Here is a 21,002-nt window from a genome sequence, read left to right as displayed (position 1 = left end):
GGATAAGAACATGTCAGAACAACGTCGCTTTTTCTCCCACGAAACACTCGAGCGTAATGCCGGTTGGTTGATCATCGCTACTATTGCTGCAATATCGATTGCAGGTTTAGTGCAGATCGTGCCATTGTTTTTCCAGCATTCCACAACTGAGCCTAGCCCAGGCGTAGTACCTTATTCAGCACTACGTTTGGCTGGTCGCGATATCTACCAGCGTGAAGGTTGCTTAGGTTGTCATTCACAACAGATTCGTACGCTACGCTCAGAAGTAGAGCGTTATGGCCCTTACTCCTTGGCTGGTGAATCTGTATATGACCATCCATTCCTATGGGGTAGTAAACGTACCGGTCCAGATTTAGCGCGCGTAGGCGGTCGCTACTCAGATGCATGGCATCAAATTCACTTAAATAATCCACGTGATGTAGTGCCTGAATCAAATATGCCCGCATACCCCTATCTTGCTAAGAATGCTGCTGATGCGAGCTCGATTCAATCCCATATGGTAGCAATGCGTCGTTTAGGTGTTCCTTATACCGACGAAGAGATTGCGAATGCGCCTAAAGAGCTAGAGGGTAAGACTGAGTTAGATGCCTTGGTTGCCTATCTTCAAGGTCTTGGTATTAACCGTAGATACATCATTGTTGATGAGGTGGTTGCTAAGTAATGCTTAGCGACTGAGACATATGCAAAATATCGCTCCCTACCTCTCAGCAATTTCTACCGTGCTTGGCTTGGTAGTTTTTTTAGGAATCGTTTGGTGGGCTTGGTCTGCAAAAAGACAGCCTGCTAATGAAGAATCCGCCGAACTTCCGTTCGATCTACCCGATGAATTCAGTAAGGATAAATCATGAGTGACTTTCTTGGTGCCGGTTGGAGTGCCTATATCGCCTTAGTAACATTAGTCGGTATTGTTTGGTGCATCTGGTTATTATTTTCTCAACGTAAGGCTAAGGTAATTCATACGCCTGATGGTGCAGTTGCTGATACTGGCCACGTCTGGGATGATGATCTACGTGAGTTAAATAATCCATTACCGCGTTGGTGGATGTGGATGTTCTTACTCTCTTGTATCTTTGCATTAGTCTATTTAGTTCTCTATCCAGGACTGGGCTCATATCCTGGTCTCTTGGGCTATAGCACTGATGGCGCACTGATGAAATCAATGACTACAGCTAATGATGAACTCAAGCCGGTCTATGCGCAGTATGTGAAGATGGATATTGAACAAGTCGCTGCTGATCCAAAAGCGCGTGAAATGGGCCAACGTTTATTCTTGAACTCTTGCGCACAATGCCATGGTTCAGATGCTGGTGGTTCTAAAGGCTTCCCGAATTTGACTGATGGTGATTGGTTATACGGTGGTTCACCCGAGAACATCAAAACGACTATTACCAATGGTCGTGGTGGTGTCATGCCTCCATTCCCACAGTTAGATAGCAAACAAATTGTGGATGTTGCGAACTATGTGCGTAGTTTGTCTGGCTTGCCAGCTGATGATCTGAAGGCGGCTCGTGGTGCAGAAGTTTTCAAATCGAACTGTGCAGCATGCCACGGTGCTGATGGTAAAGGTAATATCGCACTTGGCGCACCAAACCTTACTGATAAAACTTGGTTGTATGGCGGCTCCGAAGCAACTATTGTTGAGACGGTAACTAAAGGTCGTATGGCAATGATGCCCGCTCAAGACAAAGTGCTAAGTCCTGAAAAGATTCAATTGTTAACTGCCTATGTTTGGGGCCTGTCTAACAATAAGCAACCAGCAGCTACAAAGTAAGCAGTGCCAAGTCATTCGCCGGGTGGGAAACCTATTCCGATAGAAGTTATTGAGGAGTCTCTTTACGAGGTTCGGCGAAAGATTTACCCGCGCTCAGTCTCGGGCCTCTTTGCTCGTTGGCGTTTCATTCTTGTTTTTGCTACCCAACTCTTGTTCTATGGTTTGCCATGGGTAAGTTGGAATGGCCGCCAAGCTGTTCTTTTTGATTTAATTCAACGTAAGTTTTATATCTTTGGTCTAGTGTTATGGCCACAAGACGTGATCTATCTCACGCTCTTACTGATTCTTTCTGCTTTAGCTTTATTTCTCTTTACTGCTGTAGCGGGACGTCTCTTTTGCGGTTACGCCTGTCCACAAACGGTGTATACCGAGATCTTTATGTGGATCGAGCGCAAAGTTGAAGGCGATCGCTTTGCGCGTATACGCTTGGACGGTGAAGAATGGCCATGGGGTATTCGGAAGTGGCGACTCAAGCTTACTAAGCATTTCCTTTGGCTCTTAATCGCCTTCTGGACAGGCTTTACATTCATTGGTTACTTCACCCCAATTACAACCCTAGGTTCAGCATTAATTCATTTATCTCTTGGACCATGGCAGACATTTTGGTTATGTTTTTATAGTTTTGCAACTTGGGGTAATGCGGGCTTTATGCGCGAGCAGGTATGTAAATACATGTGTCCTTATGCGCGCTTCCAAAGTGTGATGGTAGATAAAGATACCTTCTTAGTGACCTATGACAAAGTTCGTGGCGAACCCAGAGGTAGTCGCAGCAAGTCAGCAGATCATGCCTCATTGGGTTTGGGCGATTGCGTAGATTGCAGCATTTGTGTTCAGGTCTGTCCAACCGGTATTGATATTCGTGATGGCATGCAATACATGTGTATTGGTTGCGGTGCTTGTATTGATGCTTGTGATCAAGTGATGGAGAAAGTCGATTATCCAAAAGGGCTGATTCGCTACACCACCGAACGCGCGGTCGAGGATCGAGAATCGAATCAAAGCGCCATTCGTCATATTTTGCGCCCACGTGTGTTGATTTATACGGCCTTCATTACCGTTCTTGCCTCTGCTTTCTTGGTGTCTTTGGCAACCCGTAATCCATTACGAGTGGATGTGATGCGGGATCGTGGCGCCTTAGCTCGTGAGGTTGAGGGCGTGCGAATTGAAAATATTTATCGCATTCAGATTATGAATGCATCAGAAAATAAGATGAGTGTGCAGCTGAGGGCTACGGGCTTGGAAGGCCTGAGTATTTTGAATTCTCAAGGCCAAATCGTCTCTGAAATTGAAGTGGGCCCTGCTAGCAATCTATTAATGCCAATCAAGGTGAGTGCTGCGCTTGGCGTAAATGAGCCAGGAAATTACCCTATTTATTTTGATGTAGTTGCTCAAGAGCATTCTGGAAATGAGATGGTTGCCAGAAAGCGTGATGAGAAATCTACTTTTATTATTCCCCGCTAAGCTGGCGAGCAAAAGATGGAGAGGATGCTTATGACCGAACAGCACATGATCAAACCCTGGTGGAAGCAGATGTGGCCATGGCTACTCATTAGTGGTCCAGCAGTTGCCATGATTGGTTGCGCAATTACAATTTGGCTAGCTGTTAATCTTTATGCGGATAAGCCCTTGCGTGATGGCGTTGTAAAGCAAGGTTTAAAAGTTGAGCAAAGCAAAGATACGCAGGCCGGCAAATGAAATACCGACTACTCATTTGGATTTTGTGGCCTTCCTTCTTGGTGGCTGGCATGGCAGAAGGTTTGCTATTTACCGTGATTCATCCACAAGACCTCTTGTTTTTTGGTCATCACCCAGATATTTCGGATGAAGGCATTTACTCCATTGGATTTTTTGCTATCTGGACTTTTTGTGCTGTCTCAAGTGCATTGACTGCCTATATATTGCCAGGCATTGAATCTCCAGACGGCAAAGGAATTGACCGGGGCCTGCTGTAAAACTACGTGTGCTTTACAGGGATCTCGCTGCTGACGCAGGCAGTTCTATCTGGGTTGGGGATGCCTGCTAGTTCATATAAGCCATTCATGTCTATCAATTTGATGTGACGTTGCTTGATTTGAATGAGGCCAGATTCAGCAAAGCGAGAAAGCATGCGACTAACAGTCTCAATTTGAATACCAAGATAGCTGCCAATTTCTACGCGACTCATCCGTAGATCGAATTCATTATTGAGATATCCACGAGCCGCTAAGCGTTGTGAAAGACTTAATAAAAATGCAGCCAATCTTTCTTCGGCACGCATCGTGCCTAAAGATAGAAGGTGGCGTTGATCTTGAGTAAGTTCGCGGCTCATGATCTTATGAAACTGATTTTGAAGTACTGGAATCTGACGGGCAAGATCTTCAAAGGCATCGTAGCGAATAATGCAGACTTCGCTTTCTTCAAGAGCGATTGCATCAGACTGATAGTGGCCTTCGCCAATACCATCTAGACCTAAGATTTCACCGGGGAGATGAAAGCCGATGACCTGCTGACGACCATCTTGAAGGCAGTATTCTGTTTTGAGGGTGCCAAAGCGAACACTGTAAACAGAGCTCAGAGGATCGCCATGGCGATACAGGCTTTCACCTTTTTGTAAATGAACCCGTTCTTTAACCAGAGTATCAATTTTGGATACGTCGGTAGGGGTGAGGCCAACTGGAAGGCAGAACTGCCCCAAAACGCAGACTGAGCATTTGCTGGTTGGGCTGTCGGTGGGCTTGTAATTCATATGGGTTAATTATGCAGACAGTTTATTCTACTAGGGTGAATACCCAATTTTGCCTTTTATTCCGCTATCAAAATGTTGACTACTAGCCTTCTTTTAGCTGTTTTCTTGGGCGCGTTAGTGAGCGGTTGGCATTGCGCTTTGATGTGTGGTGGCATAGCCGCTGCCATAGAGCGTCCAGCGGCCTTGGAGACCCCTTTACGAGCCAAATCTGAGATTTTTTATCTACAGCTAATCATGCATTTGGGTCGGGTCACAAGCTATGTTTTATTGGGTGCCTTAGCTGCTTGGATAGGGGTGGTTGTTTGGCAGCAAAGTTTTCTCCCGATTCAGAGATCCTTGTTTGTTCTGACATCCTTATTGTTGATATACATGGGTCTTCGCTTGCTGGGTCTTGGTAAATCAAAGGGTCGAACTGGTGGGCGGTGGCTCAGCACTCAGATTGCAAGTTACTGGGCAAAATATTTGGGGCGCTTTGCTAGCGGTCCATCTCGTTGGTTTAGTGGAATGCTTTGGGGTTTGGTGCCTTGCGGTTTGGTCTATAGCGTTTTACCTTTGGCTTTTTTATCCGGAGATGTGGTGACAGGCGCAGCCTTGATGCTGGCATTCGGCTTAGGCACTTTGCCTAACTTATTACTGATTTCTAAATTTTCGGCGGCACTCACTCAATTCGCTCAGTATGTGTGGGTTCGCTACTTTGCCGTCTTGCTACTCTTTGTTGCTGGCAGTTTTGGTTTGTATCGCGCTTGGGTTCTGCCAGAAGCTTTACTCAAAGGCGGATTCTGTATTGCTTAGTGCCCAGTTGCTGCAGCAATTCCAGAAAGTAGGTCGGGGTAGAGGCAGTCTTGTGGCAAGGTTTGTAAAAAGCCACTGCGCTGCGCCATCTCATAAGGTTGATGATCTAGACCGCAAATACAGAGCTTGATGTTGCGGATTTTGCATAGATGAGCCAACTCGATAATGGTTTCCATTCCTGAGGTATCTACGTAAATCACGTTCTTGAGATCAATTAATAAAACCTGAGAAGGTAACTTCTCTTCAATCTTTTCAAGAAGCTTTACGGCACCAAAAAAGATGGCGCCATAAATTCGGTAGGCATCAATCCGACCTTGTTGGTTTTTTAACTGCGGGAAGTGCTCGGTATCTGCCAGCTCACAACGGGATAAGCTGGAGATGCGATAAATGAAAGTGATGAAAGCAAGTAGCAGACCTACTTGCACTGCAACCGTGAGATCCAAAATAACAGTGAGCAAAAACACGCTAATGATAGTGAGTTGATAGGGCAGGCGAAACTGCTTCAAGTCAATAAACTTTTTCCACTCACCCATATTCCAAGCGACATACATCAAGATAGCAGCTAGACTCGCCAAGGGAATATCTTTTGCTAGTGGGGCTGCAAATAAAACCACAATCAATAGAGTGAGAGCATGCACAATCCCAGCGATTGGTGATCTACCACCACTTTCGATATTAGTAACAGTGCGTGCAATCGTCCCGGTTGCTGGCATACCGCCAAAAAATGGCGTCACTAAGTTGGCAATACCTTGTGCCATCAGTTCTTGGTTAGAGTCATGGCGATCATGGATCAAGCCATCGGCGATACGGGCGCAAAGTAATGATTCAATTGCGCCTAGGAGGGCCAAAGTGAGGGCTGGCACCACCATAAATTGGGCGGTATCCCAACTGATGGGGATCCATTCAAACTGTGGGAGGCTTGAGGGAATCCCACCAAAACGGCTGCCAATCGTATCTACTGGTAAGTCCAGCAAGGCAGTAATGACGGTTGCCATTACCATGGCTATAACAGTGCCTGGAAGATGGCTCAGCCAACCTAAATTCTTGCGCATCATTCTCCAGCCAATAATGATGGCTAGGCTGCCGCAGGCTAAGCTGAATGCAGCAGGGTTGATGGTATCTGCTGCGCTATAAAGAGCATGTATCGATTGAAAAAATTGCGCTGGCATTTTTTCAATCGTCAAACCAAAGAATTCCTTAACTTGCGATAGCGCAATCAAACAAGCAATACCGTTGGTAAAGCCAATGATTACTGCAATAGGAATGAATCGTACTAGTGTCCCAAGTCGAAACGAGCCCATGATCAGGAGAAAAACGCCAGACATTACGGTTGCTAGTAATAGGTTGGGTACTCCATAGCGATCAACAATACCGTAAACGATCACAATGAAGGCACCAGCCGGACCCCCGATTTGAACGCGACTACCGCCTAGCAAAGAAATTAATCCACCAGCAATAATGGCGGTGAAGATTCCAGCTTCAGGTTTTAGACCGCTGGCAATTGCAAAAGCCATAGCCAATGGGAGCGCTACGACACCAACAGTAAGTCCCGCTAAAACATCTTTGGTAAATAGGGTGCGGTTGTAGCCCTGAAAAGAATCGAGGATTTTTGGATGAAAAAACATAATCCTCTTAGGGGAGTCGATTTCCTACCCAGTAGGTAAATCCGGCAGAGCATGCTGTCACAAGGGATCCCCAGGCAATATCAACGAATGCCAAGCGAGTGGGGAAGTCTCGTATGACTGCGAGATTGGTGAGGTCGTAAGTCATATAACAAAAGAAACCAAATAGCGCCCCATATTGCAGTGCATAAATGAGAGATTGTTTTGATAGTGCGGGCGCAATGACAAAAATACAAACCCCTAGGGCATACAGAATATAAAACGCTAAGCCTGCTATAAGTTTGGGTTCGCTCGCCATTAAATCGCCCATATCCTCGCGATAGAGATTCTTTGCTATTCCCAGGAGCCAGATTAAATCCACGGCAATGAGGGTGATTAAAAAGGAGAAGTAGATCCCTAAATACTTGAGCAATTAAGTTACCCTTTGTGCTTTTATAGGTCAATAATAAGCATTATGATGCAAAGAGTAGATTAGTAGTTTAATTTAAAGGGGGTAAATATGTTTAAGCATTTATTGGTGCCAGTTGACGGTTCAGATGTCAGCAAAAAGTCTTTAAAAAAGGTTGCTGAGCTTGCGAAAGCGGATGGCGCAGCTGTGACCTTGGTATATGTATCCGACCCATTGCCTCCTTTGGTGTATTCCGATAGCACAATGGGTTATGGAGTTTCCGCAAAAGAACATAAAAGCGCTTGTGATGCCTACGCAAAAGATGTGTTCAAAAAAGCGGCTACAGCACTCGGTGCTACTATTAAAGCGAAGACTTTGCATATCTCCAATACAAATCTCTCAGAGGGTATTTTGGATGGCGCTAAAAAAGCAAAAGCAGATGTCATCGTCATGGCTTCACACAAACGTACCGGTATCAAGGGTATATTATTGGGTAGCGAAACACATGAAGTGATTGTGCATTCAAAATTACCAGTGTTAGTGCTTGGTTAATATTCTCGAGTTTGTAAAAAAGAATGGGGTCCTAGAGGCCCCATTCTTTTATCTGTAGAAAATATAATTTAACGATTGAGAGGGCTGCCTAGCAACAAAATCTCTCTTGTAAGCTGCCCACTTTCGTTATTGCGCATTGACCAGAGATCAAGTTGTGTTCTTGAACCGTAAGGATCAACGTAGATCCCATCTTTTCTGAGTTCAAAATGAAGATGGGGTCCAGTAGATCGACCAGTAGATCCGACATAGCCAATTTCCAGACCACGGCGCACCTCATTACCGACTTCAAGTTCAGAGTTGTAGCTACTCAGATGTGCGTAGTAAGTATGATAGCCCCCTGGGTGTTCTAAAACAATGAGATTGCCAAACGCACCACTAAAGCCAAGATGAACTACCTTCCCATTGGCCACGCTAAATATGGGTGTGCCGATGGGCGCTGCGTAGTCAATTCCCATATGAGCGCGGTAGCGCTGCTTGGTAGGCGCGGGTTGAGTGACAGCAACATTATTTTTAGATCGCTTAGGCGCGCTAGCACGCACCATTCCCACACCACGTGAGATCCGTCGATAGCTCAATGGATTAGTCCAGAAAGATCTCTCTAGGGATTCACCACTGGCTGTAAAGAAGGCGCCAGGTATGTCATTGCGATCTACCCAGAAAGCACCAGCAAAGACCTCCTTATTGGCTGGATCAATAATCTCGGCTGCCCAGATCTGAGCCCATCGATCTCGATCACCAAAATCCACAATCAGGCGGACAACGCTATTGGTGTTTTCTAGGGAGTTATTTTCCTCGGGATAAATTTGTTTGATGATGGAGTTCAGCTCCCACACCAACTCGACTGGTAATTTATCGCCCAACTTGCGTGGGTCATATAAAACTTCTTTCAAAGGTACACGAATCTCTGTAAGATTTTTGGATTCATTTCTTAATAGATCTTGCTGTACTAAGAAGCCACCAAAAGCAGATGGAGTAAATGTCCAAACTTCAGTTTTACTATCCTGAATCGGACCATTCATAATGCTTAAAGAATCAAAACGATTACGGGTAGTAAATGCAACTGCGTATGGAATGCAATCGCCACGCATCTTGTCAAAAAATCCTTTAGTTTGGCTTTTGAAGAATTCAGAAAATTGGCGGTTATCAATGCCAATACTGGATGGCAAATTGTCTTCATTAAAGCTGCGTCGAAGGCAACCCTGCATCACTCGATAGTCTAGGTTGGCATCGCTATCAAGCATGAGCTCACTCGGATCTTTTTTCTGAAAGAGTGATGGATTTAAGCTCATGCTATTGATCTTTGAGCCAATTCCTGCAGATTTATCTTTAAACCCAACCTGCTTGGAGTTTTGTACATAGACCTTGGCTCGGTTCTGAGTGGGCTTTTTGGCTTGGCTTGTTTGGGCCTGCGCTGAACCTAATCCTAGGCTTAGGCTGAGTAAGCCACTCGCTAGAAGGAGCGACAACCCTTTTGCGAGGCGGTAATTAGTGGTTACTTTTCTATTCACTTCGTAATTATCTAATAATGCGGAACACAGGCTAGATAATTTTGTTGTGGCGCAATAAATTAACCCTAGACCAAGCTCAAACCGAGTATTTCAATACTGGCTACAATATTTTTTTCATCAAGGAGTTCAGATGCCGATCATCGAATCTGTGCAAGTTGCATCAGTAGCCGTGCCTCTAGATAAGGTCACCTCATTTTCAACCCGTACCGTATCAGAGCGCCACTACTGCCTAGTTAAAGTTCGCGGCAAGGATGGAAATGAGGGTATTGGCTTTTGCTATGTCGGAAGTGCTGGTGGTGATATTGCCAAAATTGCTGTCGAGCAATTATTAGCCCCCAAACTGATTCGACAGAATAGCCATCGGAGCGAAGGCCTATGGATGGATATGTACAACGAGTCCATCTTGCAAGGCCGTGCCGGCGCTGTAATGCGTGGCATTTCAATTTTGGATACAGCACTTTGGGATCTGAATGCGCGAGCTGCTGGTTTACCTTTGCATCACTATCTTGGTTCTGTAGTGGATGATCGAGTGCCTGCTTATGCCAGCGGAGGTTATTACCTAGAAGGCAAGACACCAGCCAAACTTGGCAAGGAAATGGAGTCTTATGTAAGGCAGGGCTTTAAAGCCGTCAAAATGAAAGTAGGGCGCCTATCCCCAGCCGAAGAGGAGGCGCGTGTAAAGGCAGCTCGTGAGGCGATTGGTGACGATATTCTGTTAACCCTAGATGCAAATAACGCTTGGCGTGATTTACCGACTGCCTTGGAGTATGTGAGACGTTTTGAGGCTTACAACCCTTATTGGATTGAAGAGCCTTTTTCACCGGATGCAATTGATTTGCATGCTGCCTTAGCTCGTCAAACCAAGATCAGTGTTGCTACTGGCGAGATGGAGGCTGGTCGTTGGCGTTTTAGAGAATTAATTGACGCAGGTGGCGCTGCGATTTTGCAATCGGATGCTGCTGTTTGTGGCGGAATCACTGAATGGCGCCGTATCTCTGCTTATGCCGACGCGAAAGGCATTACGGTTTGCCCGCACTGGATGCATGACTTGCACGCACCATTAGTGGCTTCAACACCAAATGCACGTTTTGTAGAATTCTTCTTGGACGATCAAGTCTTCAACTTTCGCAGATTGATTAATAAGCAACTTACATTTAAGAATGGTGACTTGATCTTGCATCAAACTCCGGGTCTGGGCTTTGAATTTGATGAAAATGCCATCAAGAAATATGCTGGTAAAGCTGCTTGGACCAAGATTGCTTAAATCTTCTAAGATCTAAAACAAAATAAAGCCCGCTATTGTGGGCTTTATTGTTTCTGGTGCTTTGATCAAAAATGAAGACTTATGTTGATCTGGGGTGTAGCTTGAAGTGGGTAATCGTTTGGGTAGCCAATACCAAAGCAAAGCCCACAAAACCAATTAAGTCTGCTTCAGTAGATGGATAGGCCAAGGCAACGCCAGAGACCACCATGATGATGCGTTCAAAGACTTTAGTCTTCTCAATAAACCAACCTTGTAGACCACCAGCCAAGCAGATGATTCCAACAACTGCAGTAAAGGATACCCAAGCAATTTGCAACCAGTCGGCTTGCTCAAGCGCATCGGTTGATCCCATGAGCAATAAACTGACGCCTGATTTATCTAGCACGAACATGAAGGGAACAAGGATCGCAGGTGCAACATATTTCCAAGTCTGCAAAGTTGTTTGGTAGGGATTCCCCTTGCAGATTGCAGCCGCAGCAAATGGCGATAGTGCGGTTGGGGGAGATACTTCAGATAGCACAGCGTAGTAAAAGATAAACATGTGTGCTGCAAACGCTGGTACACCCAAATTAATCAGGGCAGGCGCTGCGATCACTGCACAAATAATGTATGACGCTGTCACTGGTACTGCTAGACCTACAACCCAAACAACTAGAGCCGTGAAGATGGTCGTAAGCAGTAGTGAGCCACCGGCGTATTGAATCACGATCGAGCTAAATTTGAGGCCAAGTCCAGTCAGAGTCACTGTGCCTACGATTAAGCCAGCGCCTGCGCAAGTAGCTGCAATTGCTAAAACGCCGGTAGAGCCTGAGGCTAGTGCTTTGGTAAGGTTGGAGTTATACAAACCGGAAAGAATTGGTTCTTTGCCCTTAAACCAGGCCCAAGGAATGATCGCGGTATCTTCTCTCAACATACTAGAGAGAGCAGAAACTACTGTTGCCCAGAACACGGACATCACTGGTGAAAAGCCCATGAGCATAAACACCACAATAGAGATGAGTGAGAAGAAATGGAACCAATACTTCTGGGTAAGCTGCCAAGCAGACTCAGTAGATTCAAAGTGAATGCTCTTCATGTTGTACTTGCGAACATCGATTTCCACCATGACAAATAAACCTAGGTAGAACAAGATAGTCGGAATGCTGGCCATCAATAGCACGTCTAAATAAGAAATCTTTAGAAAGTCGGCAATCAAGAATGCAGCAGCACCTAATACCGGCGGGGAAATGATGGCACCAAGACCCCCTGCAGCTAAAAGACCACCCGCAGCGTTTTTCTCGTACCCAACTTTTTCTAGCATTGGTGCGGCAACTGAGCCGACAGTCACGGTAGTGGCTACACCCGAACCTGATGGACCACCCAAGAGGAAGGAGGACATCACTATGGTTCTACCAACTCCAGAGGATTTGCCACCCATTGCTGCAAAAGAGAAGTCAATGAAGAATTTGCCTGCACCCGTGAACTGCAAGAATGCGCCAAAGATCGTGAAGAGAATAATGAGGGTTGCGGACACGTCTACTGCTGTGCCGTAAATTCCCTCCAGCGTCATGTACATGTAACCCACTAAGCGATCGAGATCGTATCCCTTGTGAGTCCAAGGCGCTGGCAAATGATTGCCAAACAGAGCGTAGAGCAAAAACAAGGCTGTAACGCTAACTAGGATCATCCCATTGGTTCTGCGCACGCTTTCTAAAATCAGAAGAATTAAGGCAATGCCCACCATGACATCGGTTGCGTTGGGGGCAGTGTTTCTATCCATAAAATCATCGCCGCCGCTGAGGATGTAATACGCAATCGCTACCGATGCCACTGCAAAGACGATATCCCAGGGCATCAGTCGATTTTTAAAGCGTGTTGCAATAGGGAAGCTTAAGAACACTAAAAATAAAACGAGTGCCACGTGAATCACGCGCAACTCTTGTGTAGGTACGATGGAGTATGCAGCGTATAAATGAAAAAGAGACATGCCCACTGCAACGAGTGTAATGAACTTGGCTAATAAGCCTTTGTAGTCATTTGAGTCACCTTCCTCCTGCTTGATGAAGGCATCTAATTTTTCCTGTGTTTCGTTATCGATGACGTTTTGATTCATGTCTCAACCTATATATTTATATTTATGTACTTCGTTAAAAGCAGAAGGGGCGAGATTAACTCACCCCTATTGCAGTTTTAATTCAATTTGACGTTTTTCTCTTTAAAGTATTTCAGGGCGCCAGGGTGAAAATCTACTGGTGTTGATTTTGTCTTTTGATTTTCTAGGCTGACATTCATAAACTCTTGATGAGTACGAACCAGCTCTAGCTTGTTATCAAACATAGTCTTGACGATCTTATAGGCTTGATCGTCAGGCATGTTTGCATTAACCACTAGAATATTTGCAACGGCCGCAACTTTGTTATCTTTTGCCATGCCGCTATAGGTAGCCTTAGGAATGGTGGTAACAAAATACAGGTTTCCGTATTTCTTATTCATAGTAGCAACCTCATCGCTAGTATCAACCATGATGATTTTAGTTCCAGGGGTGTTTGCAAGATCAGTAACGGCTGCTGTTGGTAAGCCACCTACCCAGAAGAATGCATCGATCTTACGATCTTTGACGGCATTGACTGATTCAGCAACACTTAAGCGCTCACGTTTAACATCTTTGTCTTTATCAAGACCAGCAGCTTCGAGGATACGAAATGCCATCACTTCGGTTGCGCTTCCAGGGGCGCCAGTACTGACGCGTTTACCTTTTAAGTCTTTCATGGATTTAATTCCAGTGGAATCGACAGTCACTACGTGCATCAGGTTTGGATAGAGCACCACCAAGGTACGAAGATCTACTTTCTTGCCTGCAAATTTACCTTCACCAACCTGCGCATCTTTTGCAGCATCAGCCATTGAAAATCCAACATAAGGCTTGCCGGTACCGATGAGGTTGAGGTTATCTACTGAACCGCCAGTTACCTCAGCAGTTGCAGACATGCCAGGTACTTTGCTGGAGAGAACGGAGGCTAAACCACCGCCCATCGGGTAGTAAACGCCCCCAGTACCACCCGTCGCAATCGAAATATTTTGCGCTTGTGCTCCAGCCCACAAAAAGCTGAGTGATAGAACAATGACTTTGAGTAGTTTCATGGAAGTCTCCTATATATCTTTTGAATTAAAGACCAGGCATGCTGAAGTTAATTTGCTTTAACTCGCTCAATAGCTGGGCTTGTTGATCTGCTGTCAATTGCATGAGTGGTGGGCGTACACGCAGCCACTCTGGATCTTTGCTAAAGTGGGCAACTGCTGTTTTCATGCCGGCAATCATTTGATATTTTGCAAACACACTACGCACCTTATCTAACTCCGCTTGACGTTCATCTGCATTGGCGTCTTTCCAGTGCGCAGCAAGATCAGCAAGGGCGTGAGGATTAACGTTTGCTGTAGCAGAGATGCAGCCAACGCCACCAGCGCGCAGAGTACGCATCAAAAAGACTTCGCTGCCAGCATAGACGCGGAAGCCTGATGGCGCCAATAGCTTGATCACAGATTCGGTATAAGCCCAATCACCAGAGCTATCTTTCATGCCAACTACTGTTTTTGGATACTCTTTTGACAAACGCTCCAGTAGTGATAGGCTAAGATTAATTTTAGTAACCGGTGGAATGTTGTAGATATAAATTTGTAAGGCTGAATTACCTACCTTCTGAATGACTTCTGAGAAATAAGCAAACAGGCCATCATCAGTAACGTCTTTGTAGTAGAACGGCGGCAGCATCAATACACCAGCACACTTATGATTGACTGCATGACGTGTCATGTTGACTGTGGCATCAATTGAAGTTGCGCCAGTTCCAGGCATCATATGTTCAGGATTCAAACCACCTTCAATGAGAGCGGTCAAAGTACTCATCTTTTGTGGGGCAGACATGGAGTTGGCTTCAGAGTTGGTGCCAAAGACGGCTTGACCAACATCATTGGACTCCAACCACTTACATTGCTTTAGTAGTTTCTGGGCATCTGGGCTGCCGTCTGCCTTAAATGGCGTCAACACTGGTGATAACACCGCTGGCAAAGTAGAGGGATGCAAAGAGATAGTCATGCTGACTCCAATTTAATAATGAACTTCGGTAAGAAGTGGTTGTTGTTTAAAGAAGGCTTCTAAATTATCTACAGCTAAGTTCGTCATTGCTATCCGTGTTTCCAAGGTAGCGCTTCCGATATGGGGCGTGAGTAAAACATTATCAAGCTCCAAAAAGGCAGGATTTGGATTGGGTTCATTATTAAACACGTCCAAGGCAGCACCTGCAATTTGTTTATGTTGCAGTGCATATAAAAGCGCGGCTTCATTTACAACACTGCCACGCGCAATATTAATCAAATAAGATGACGACCCAAGTGCCTCAAGAACTTTGGCGTCGATTAAGTTGTCCGTATCAGTGGAAGCCGGGCAAGCCAAGAACAGAACATCACAAGCTAGTGCCAAATCCACTACCTCTTTGTAATAGGTATAGGGCACTGGCTTTGGATTAGGTCCTGAGTAGGCTATTTCTACCTTAAATGGTTCAAGGCGCTTCGCCAAATCTTGGCCGATACGACCCATGCCGGCAATGCCAACCCGTTTGCCTGCCAAGGTAGTGGTGAGTTGAAAGAGACCTTTCGACCAGGCGCCACTTTTTACATGCTCTTGAGACTCTGGAAGGCGTCGCATAAGGCTAAGCATCATGCCAATAGCAAGTTCGCAGACTGCATCATTGAGAACGCCGGGCGTATTGCTTGCCTTAATCCCATGGGCTTTTAGGTAGGGTAGCGGTAGGTTGTCATAACCAACCCCACAGGTGGATACCAATTTAATGCTCGGGATCTGCTTTACAAGGGCTTCTGGTAATTTTGTATTGGAGCGAACCAAGATGGCCTCGAAGTTTCCTGGAGGCGGCGGGGCATTTACATCTGGATGCCGAGTAGGCGTAAAGCGGCGATCAATTTCCGCCTGCATAATCTCAGGGAAATGGCCGACCTGTAGCACCGAATTGACGGGGATCATGTCTGTCTCTATTTTTTATTGGAATAATGATTCCATTGTATGAGGATTTTTGGCAAAAAGTCCTCCCCCTCTAGGAGAAAATGTCATGTTGTTTACCCCAGCTGAAACTAAAGTGGTCGTTGTCGGTGGCGGTACGATGGGCGCCGATGTCGCTGCCGTCTGCGCGCGGGGTGGTTGTGCCGTCCAGGTGGTCGAGCCGACTACAGAGCGTCGTGCGCTATTGCCAGATTATTTTGTTAACACCATGACAGATTTGGGTTACGAGCATCGTATCCATTTATTGTCTGTGGCAGGCTCGCTTGAAGAGGTTGATTGGGCTGATATTGATTTGGTCATCGAGTGTGTGCCAGAGCGGTTGGATATTAAGCGTGAATTATTTGCCAAGCTAGAGAAGTATGCAAAACCAGAAGCAGTGCTTGCAAGTAATAGCACTAGCTTTCCAATTAGCCAAATTGCAGAAGGATTAAAAACTTCCGCCCGAATGATTGGCTTACATTTTTTCATGCCAGCACATTTGATTCCTTGTGTTGAAGTCATTTATGGAGCAAAGACTTCACCTATGGTTGGTGATAGCCTTACTCGACTCATGACCGCTTGTGGTATGGTGCCAGTCACCGTTAAAAAAGATTTACCAGGTTTTCTGGCAAATCGCTTACAACATGCCTTATCACGCGAAGCCTTCTCGATGGTGGATGCAGGTATTTGCACACCGGAGGATATTGATAAGGCGGTGCGCTATGGATTTGGCTTTCGCTATATCGCCGCCGGTCCAGCAATGCAGCGGGATCATGCGGGTCTTGAGATCCATGCCGCTGGCGGAGCGACGATTTATCCTACGTTGAATAATTCCTCAACGATTGCAAGGTGCTTAAGTGAGCGCGTTGAGAGCGGGAAGTTTGGCATGAAAACTGGAGAGGGTTTTTATCCTTGGACTGCAGAAACTATTAAAGCAGAGCGTGAGCGCTATCAGTCTGCATTACGTGAGGGCTTAAAAATTATTCAAAAAGAGTTACCAGAAATCAAATAGGCTTGATCAAGCCAAATTCCATTTCTAGGAAATATCTTTGAGATGGAGTTTGCTTAAGTGCGGCGCAAGTCGATAGGTGATCAATACGATCGCAATAGTGGCTGCACCGCCGAAGACAATAGAAGGCACTAAGCCCATCATGCTGGCCGCGATTCCTGATTCAAGTGCACCCAATTCATTTGAGGATCCAATAAAGATACCGTTAATGGCGCTGATGCGCCCACGCATATGATCGGGGGTTGTCAGTTGCATGATGCTGCCGCGAATGACTACTGATACAGAATCACAGCATCCTGAAATAAATAAGAAGAATGCACACACCCATAAATGGCTGGAAAGACCAAAGGCAATAATCGCTAAGCCAAACCCGGCAACCGATAAGAAGAGGTGTTTACCAGAGTCTGTTAATACTGGTCGTTTCGCTAAATAGATTCCCGTGATCACAGCGCCTGCTGCTGGTGCAGCACGCAGAATGCCTAATACTTCTGGGCCTGCATTTAATACTTCCTTAACAAAAGCAGGAAGAATGGAAACGGCACCACCAAACAAAACAGCAAACATATCTAATGCCATGATGCCTAGAATCAACTCATGTTTACGAACATATTCAAAGCCTTCCAAAAAGCTTTTGAAAAAGTGACCAGAAAGTTGGCTCATTTTTTCTTGGGGCGCGTGAATAAAGGTGATGCCATATAAACCAATAGCGCCACAAACTCCCGCTAATAGATAAGTCCATTCCAGTCCTGCAAAACCAATCATCAGGCCTCCCAAACCTGGGCCTGCTACAACGCAAATCTGAAATGCTGAAGATGCATATGCTGTGTAACGTGGTAATTGCTCTCTAGGAATAATCTGCCCAAAGATGGCGGTATAGGAAGGCCTTAATAAAGCACGACCTGCTCCAATGCATGCGATCGCAGTGTAAATGAGGGGAACGGGTGGCGTAAGCCAGTTAAGGGCAATTGCTGTCAGAAATAATGCAACCGCAATATGAATCATGCAGGCAATCGCAGCAATCAATTTGCGCGAGTAATGATCCACTGCATGACCAGCATAGAGCGCCAGCAGGAAGTAGGGTACAAGCTCAGCTAAACCCACTAAGCCCAATGAAACAACGCTATTAGTGAGTTCATATATGTGCCAACCTACCGCTACCATCGTAATTTGGTAGCTCAGTGTTGCGCCAACACGGTAGAGCAGTAGGGTTCTAAAGGCTTTGCTTGGGTTCATGTTTTAGTGAGTTTAAGGGAGTTTGTGCTTTATCCTTAAGGTATGAAGAAAACGATTCGTGTCTGGGACTTGCCAATCCGCCTGTTTCACTGGTTACTGGTGCTTTGTATCACTGGTAGCTTAATTAGCGTTAACCTAGGTGATAGCGCGATTGAATACCATGCTTATTTTGGCTACAGCATCTTGACCTTGTTGATATTTAGAATCATCTGGGGCTTTGTAGGCTCTAGGCATGCTCGCTTTGCTTCATTTTTCCCAACCCGCGCCGGCATTTTGGAATACCTGCAAGGGAAGTCACCACGCATGTTGGGGCATAACCCGATTGGTGCTCTCTCGGTCTTTGCTTTGCTCTTTGTCTTGAGTGTTCAAGTGTTCACCGGCTTATTTGTGGATGATGAGATTGCTTTTCAGGGGCCATTAGCGAAGTACGTACCTAATGCAGTAGTTTCTTTTTTATCTGAAATTCACGAAGGCAATCAAGTGGTGATCTACACCTTGATTGCGATCCATATCGCTGCGATTTGGTTTTATAAGAGATACAAAGGCGAAAATTTAATAAAGCCAATGATTAGTGGCGATAAAGAAATCGACCCAAGCGAGGAAGCAAAATATTTGCCTTCTGACTTGGGTCAACCCTCCAAGGATGGAGGTCTACAGCGTGCTCTGGCTTTGGTGCTGTTAAGCGCTATTGCCGTCGCAGTGGGTTATTTGATTACCAAATAAGCAGATTATTTCTTTTTGAAATCATCGTGGCATCCTTTGCAGCTTGCACCTGCAGCGCCAAACGTTTTCTTGATGCTTTCCAGATCACCTGATTGAGCGGCTTTATTCAGATCAGCTACTGCTAGTTGCATTTTTTCAGAAGCTGCTTTGAACTTCGCGTTATCAGACCAAACTTCAGGTTGCGCCTTACCGCCTTCAGTGCCTGGACCAAATGCTTGCCATGGCAAGGTCGACATCATGGCAACAATCGCTGCATTTTTGGCAACTTCATCTTTGTTATATGGAGCCTCGCCTTTAACAACCGCACCAATTTTTCCAAAAGAATTTGCCATTACTGTAAAAGCACTTTGGCGATATTTAATGGCATCTTCTGGTTTTTGGAATTGCGCAATCGCAGTACCAGCGGCAATTGCTAAAACGGTTGCTGTACCAGCTAAAAGAATTTTCTGTAGTTTCATGGGAACCTCTTTAGATATATTGATGAATGGAGACCGCCTACTATGAAATCAGCATACTCCAGATTGATGACTTTTGTTTGACGGGAAGCCTAGAAGAGCATCTGCAGGGGGCTGGTTAGCAAAAGAATAAGCCATTGGAAGAAGTTTAAGAGAGGTGTCATCCAGAGATTGCTGATAATTCCAGTAAACATGAGCCCAAGGACAATATAAAACCCCCACTTTTCTAATCTATCGAGCGCCAAGGACTGTCTTGTAGGGAGGAGTCCCGATAGAACTCGTCCTCCATCAAAAGGTGGAATTGGTAGCAGGTTAAATACAAGCAAGCTGAGGTTCCAAGAGATACCGGCTTGAGACATCGAAATCAGGAATTTTTCATCAATACCAAGGCCCACCAGCAGAATTAGCAGAATTAACCAAATTAGTGCCTGAATAAAGTTAGACCCAGGTCCAGCCAGGGCAACCCAAATAGAGTCGATTCTAGGATTTTTGAGGCGCCCAAAGTTGACGGGTACTGGTTTGGCATAGCCAATCAAAAAAGGCGACTGCATCAAAATTAATGCTAAAGGAAGTAACACAGTTCCTACTGGATCTATATGTTTAGCAGGGTTAAGGCTTACTCTGCCAAGCATGTAAGCCGTGTTATCCCCAAACTTGCGGGCAGCGTAGCCATGGGCCGCCTCATGGATGGTGATGGCAAAAATTAGGGGAATCGCATTAATAGCGACGGCTTGGATAGAATAGTCAGTAATCATGGCAATATGATATCCATAGGAGCTCAAAGTGACTGACGATAAGAAAACAGACCCAAAAACCCCAGCTAAGCCAGTAGTAGCTAAGCCCCCAGCCCGTCCACCTGCACCAAAAGGACCATCAGGACCCGCTGGCAGGCCTCAGGCAGGCTTTGGTGGCGGAAAAGGCATGATGCGCAAGGCCGGTCGCGGTCGATAGTGGATAATTACACTCATTATTAATGTGTTTACAGAGGATTTAGCATGAACGAATGGCACAACGAATCTAAAGAAGAAGTTAACAAAAAGATCATTACATTGATCGTGATGTTGGCTGCTGCAACTAGCTTGGCGATTTTGTTTGCATTGGTGGCTGCTCATACTGGTTACGTATTCGGTTAATCAGTCTTAATGACTAGCCATCGCCAACCTGCTGTATTTGCTGGCCATGGCAGTCCGATGTACGCCATAGAGCCCAACCGTTTTACAGCGGCTTGGGCCTCTCTAGGAAAATCACTCAAACGGCCTGACGCCATTCTGGTGATCTCCGCACATTGGGTAACTCGCGGTACTTGGGTTACTGCAATGTCTAAGCCTAAAACAATTCATGACTTCGGCGGCTTTCCCCAAGCGCTATTTGATATCCAATATCCAGCCCCTGGAAGCCCTGCATTAGCAGACCGTGTTCAAGAATTATTAAATGTTCCCGTTGTTCTAGAAGAGAATGAATGGGGTATTGATCATGGTGCATGGTCTGTTCTGAAATACCTCTATCCCAATTCAGATGTGCCCGTGGTCCAGTTGAGCCTAGATGGCTCTATGTCAGCCCGCGAGCATTATGAGTTAGCAAAACAGTTGCGACCTTTGCGCGATGAAAATATTCTGATTTTGTCTAGCGGTAATATCGTGCACAACTTGCGTACGATTCACTGGCAAGATGGCGCGGAACCATACCCATGGGCAGAAGAATTTAATGATTTTTTCGCAGCGGAGATTCGCGCCAATCACCATGATTCATTAATCGACTGGGAAAAATATGGGGATGCTGCTCATCTATCCATTCCTACGGCTGAGCACTATTGGCCCGCTTTATATACTTTAGCTTTACAACAAGAGGGTGAGCATGCCAAAGTGTTTGTTGATGGTATCGAAATGAGTTCGATCAGCATGCTTGGTTTTTCCATTCAATAAAGAAAACAT

25 protein-coding genes are annotated in these 21,002 nt (G+C 45.6%); 14 read left to right on the top strand and 11 right to left on the bottom strand.

Translation table 11 applies throughout. The features are described 5' to 3' along the window. Window positions 1-10 precede the first annotated feature (10 nt). From ccoO to A8O14_RS08095, 6 genes are read left to right on the top strand one after another with little or no spacing between them, the layout of a single operon-like run. A complete protein-coding gene (gene ccoO / locus A8O14_RS08120; RefSeq protein WP_068949050.1) occupies window positions 11-661 on the top strand; it encodes a cytochrome-c oxidase, cbb3-type subunit II in 651 nt (216 codons plus the stop codon). Between the two features lie 19 nt (window positions 662-680). Beyond that, window positions 681-848, top strand: coding sequence for a cbb3-type cytochrome oxidase subunit 3 (locus tag A8O14_RS08115; RefSeq protein ID WP_068949049.1), 168 nt, complete (start codon window positions 681-683; stop codon window positions 846-848). Beyond that, complete coding sequence (gene ccoP, locus A8O14_RS08110; RefSeq protein WP_068949048.1) at window positions 845-1,771, top strand: cytochrome-c oxidase, cbb3-type subunit III; 927 nt, start codon at window positions 845-847, stop codon at window positions 1,769-1,771. The genes A8O14_RS08115 and ccoP overlap by 4 nt, the downstream gene beginning before the upstream one ends. A gap of 3 nt (window positions 1,772-1,774) precedes the next feature. Then, window positions 1,775-3,232 carry a cytochrome c oxidase accessory protein CcoG gene (gene ccoG, locus A8O14_RS08105; RefSeq protein ID WP_068949047.1) on the top strand — a complete coding sequence of 486 codons (1,458 nt, stop codon included), beginning with the start codon at window positions 1,775-1,777 and terminating at the stop codon, window positions 3,230-3,232. Window positions 3,233-3,262: 30 nt separating this feature from the next. Next, entirely contained in the window at window positions 3,263-3,466 is a 204-nt protein-coding gene (locus A8O14_RS08100) for a hypothetical protein (RefSeq protein ID WP_068949046.1), read from the top strand. Further along, window positions 3,463-3,723 (top strand): hypothetical protein, encoded by a 261-nt coding sequence (locus A8O14_RS08095; protein ID WP_068949045.1) that lies wholly within the window; start codon window positions 3,463-3,465, stop codon window positions 3,721-3,723. The genes A8O14_RS08100 and A8O14_RS08095 overlap by 4 nt, the downstream gene beginning before the upstream one ends. A 2-nt stretch (window positions 3,724-3,725) precedes the next feature. On the opposite strand, the gene A8O14_RS08090 is transcribed toward A8O14_RS08095, so the two are convergent. Further along, complete coding sequence (locus A8O14_RS08090; RefSeq protein WP_068949044.1) at window positions 3,726-4,496, bottom strand: helix-turn-helix domain-containing protein; 771 nt, start codon at window positions 4,494-4,496, stop codon at window positions 3,726-3,728. A 72-nt stretch (window positions 4,497-4,568) separates the two neighbouring features. Between A8O14_RS08090 and A8O14_RS08085 the strand changes: the two genes are divergently transcribed. Next, the gene (locus A8O14_RS08085; protein WP_082913143.1) at window positions 4,569-5,288 is read left to right on the top strand and encodes a sulfite exporter TauE/SafE family protein; all 720 of its coding nucleotides are present in this window, start codon (window positions 4,569-4,571) and stop codon (window positions 5,286-5,288) included. On the opposite strand, the gene A8O14_RS08080 is transcribed toward A8O14_RS08085, so the two are convergent. Together A8O14_RS08080 and A8O14_RS08075 are read right to left on the bottom strand one after the other, a co-directional pair. Then, window positions 5,285-6,913, bottom strand: coding sequence for a SulP family inorganic anion transporter (locus A8O14_RS08080; protein WP_191904658.1), 1,629 nt, complete (start codon window positions 6,911-6,913; stop codon window positions 5,285-5,287). The two genes, A8O14_RS08085 and A8O14_RS08080, sit on opposite strands and share 4 nt — an antisense overlap. Before the next feature lie 7 nt (window positions 6,914-6,920). Then, window positions 6,921-7,322 (bottom strand): DUF2177 family protein, encoded by a 402-nt coding sequence (locus tag A8O14_RS08075; RefSeq protein ID WP_068949042.1) that lies wholly within the window; start codon window positions 7,320-7,322, stop codon window positions 6,921-6,923. A gap of 87 nt (window positions 7,323-7,409) precedes the next feature. On the opposite strand from A8O14_RS08075, the gene A8O14_RS08070 reads away from it, so the two are divergent. After that, on the top strand, window positions 7,410-7,850 hold the full coding sequence (locus A8O14_RS08070; RefSeq protein WP_068949041.1) for a universal stress protein: 441 nt from the start codon (window positions 7,410-7,412) through the stop codon (window positions 7,848-7,850). A gap of 68 nt (window positions 7,851-7,918) precedes the next feature. Here A8O14_RS08070 and A8O14_RS08065 read toward each other — a convergent pair whose 3' ends face one another. Continuing rightward, on the bottom strand, window positions 7,919-9,316 hold the full coding sequence (locus A8O14_RS08065) for a M23 family metallopeptidase (protein ID WP_228385057.1): 1,398 nt from the start codon (window positions 9,314-9,316) through the stop codon (window positions 7,919-7,921). Window positions 9,317-9,488: 172 nt separating this feature from the next. On the opposite strand from A8O14_RS08065, the gene A8O14_RS08060 reads away from it, so the two are divergent. Then, window positions 9,489-10,622, top strand: a complete 1,134-nt coding sequence (locus A8O14_RS08060; protein WP_068949039.1) for a mandelate racemase/muconate lactonizing enzyme family protein — start codon at window positions 9,489-9,491, stop codon at window positions 10,620-10,622. A gap of 79 nt (window positions 10,623-10,701) precedes the next feature. On the opposite strand, the gene A8O14_RS08055 is transcribed toward A8O14_RS08060, so the two are convergent. From A8O14_RS08055 to A8O14_RS08040, 4 genes are all read right to left on the bottom strand, one after another. Then, window positions 10,702-12,714, bottom strand: a complete 2,013-nt coding sequence (locus tag A8O14_RS08055; RefSeq protein WP_068949038.1) for a TRAP transporter permease — start codon at window positions 12,712-12,714, stop codon at window positions 10,702-10,704. A gap of 77 nt (window positions 12,715-12,791) precedes the next feature. Next, complete coding sequence (locus tag A8O14_RS08050; protein ID WP_068949037.1) at window positions 12,792-13,742, bottom strand: TAXI family TRAP transporter solute-binding subunit; 951 nt, start codon at window positions 13,740-13,742, stop codon at window positions 12,792-12,794. 25 nt (window positions 13,743-13,767) lie between these two features. Continuing rightward, complete coding sequence (locus A8O14_RS08045) at window positions 13,768-14,694, bottom strand: dihydrodipicolinate synthase family protein (RefSeq protein WP_068949036.1); 927 nt, start codon at window positions 14,692-14,694, stop codon at window positions 13,768-13,770. A 12-nt stretch (window positions 14,695-14,706) separates the two neighbouring features. Further along, window positions 14,707-15,636, bottom strand: a complete 930-nt coding sequence (locus A8O14_RS08040; RefSeq protein WP_068949035.1) for a 2-hydroxyacid dehydrogenase — start codon at window positions 15,634-15,636, stop codon at window positions 14,707-14,709. Between the two features lie 85 nt (window positions 15,637-15,721). Between A8O14_RS08040 and A8O14_RS08035 the strand changes: the two genes are divergently transcribed. Then, the gene (locus tag A8O14_RS08035) at window positions 15,722-16,663 is read left to right on the top strand and encodes a 3-hydroxyacyl-CoA dehydrogenase family protein (protein WP_068949034.1); all 942 of its coding nucleotides are present in this window, start codon (window positions 15,722-15,724) and stop codon (window positions 16,661-16,663) included. A gap of 24 nt (window positions 16,664-16,687) precedes the next feature. On the opposite strand, the gene A8O14_RS08030 is transcribed toward A8O14_RS08035, so the two are convergent. Further along, window positions 16,688-17,893, bottom strand: a complete 1,206-nt coding sequence (locus A8O14_RS08030) for an MFS transporter (protein ID WP_068949033.1) — start codon at window positions 17,891-17,893, stop codon at window positions 16,688-16,690. A 42-nt stretch (window positions 17,894-17,935) separates the two neighbouring features. Here A8O14_RS08030 and A8O14_RS08025 point away from each other — a divergent pair, with 42 nt between their 5' ends. After that, the gene (locus tag A8O14_RS08025) at window positions 17,936-18,616 is read left to right on the top strand and encodes a cytochrome b/b6 domain-containing protein (protein ID WP_068949032.1); all 681 of its coding nucleotides are present in this window, start codon (window positions 17,936-17,938) and stop codon (window positions 18,614-18,616) included. A 5-nt stretch (window positions 18,617-18,621) separates the two neighbouring features. On the opposite strand, the gene A8O14_RS08020 is transcribed toward A8O14_RS08025, so the two are convergent. Both A8O14_RS08020 and A8O14_RS08015 read right to left on the bottom strand, forming a co-directional pair. Beyond that, a complete protein-coding gene (locus tag A8O14_RS08020) occupies window positions 18,622-19,074 on the bottom strand; it encodes a c-type cytochrome (RefSeq protein WP_068949031.1) in 453 nt (150 codons plus the stop codon). Between the two features lie 89 nt (window positions 19,075-19,163). Next, window positions 19,164-19,826, bottom strand: coding sequence for a site-2 protease family protein (locus A8O14_RS08015; RefSeq protein ID WP_068949030.1), 663 nt, complete (start codon window positions 19,824-19,826; stop codon window positions 19,164-19,166). 28 nt (window positions 19,827-19,854) lie between these two features. Between A8O14_RS08015 and A8O14_RS11775 the strand changes: the two genes are divergently transcribed. The 3 genes from A8O14_RS11775 to ygiD are packed head-to-tail and all read left to right on the top strand — an operon-like array spanning window position 19,855 to window position 20,993. Continuing rightward, complete coding sequence (locus A8O14_RS11775) at window positions 19,855-20,022, top strand: hypothetical protein (RefSeq protein ID WP_161484824.1); 168 nt, start codon at window positions 19,855-19,857, stop codon at window positions 20,020-20,022. 44 nt (window positions 20,023-20,066) lie between these two features. Further along, window positions 20,067-20,204: a hypothetical protein gene (locus tag A8O14_RS11865; protein WP_172793433.1), complete on the top strand. Its 138-nt coding sequence runs from the start codon at window positions 20,067-20,069 to the stop codon at window positions 20,202-20,204. Between the two features lie 9 nt (window positions 20,205-20,213). Beyond that, the gene (gene ygiD / locus A8O14_RS08010; protein ID WP_068949029.1) at window positions 20,214-20,993 is read left to right on the top strand and encodes a 4,5-DOPA-extradiol-dioxygenase; all 780 of its coding nucleotides are present in this window, start codon (window positions 20,214-20,216) and stop codon (window positions 20,991-20,993) included. Window positions 20,994-21,002: the final 9 nt, after the last annotated feature.

Source organism: Polynucleobacter wuianus (genome assembly GCF_001659725.1).
Taxonomy (GTDB): domain Bacteria; phylum Pseudomonadota; class Gammaproteobacteria; order Burkholderiales; family Burkholderiaceae; genus Polynucleobacter; species Polynucleobacter wuianus.
The sequence above is the reverse complement of the archived record's forward strand: the minus strand, read 5'-3'. Positions and strand labels throughout refer to the sequence as shown.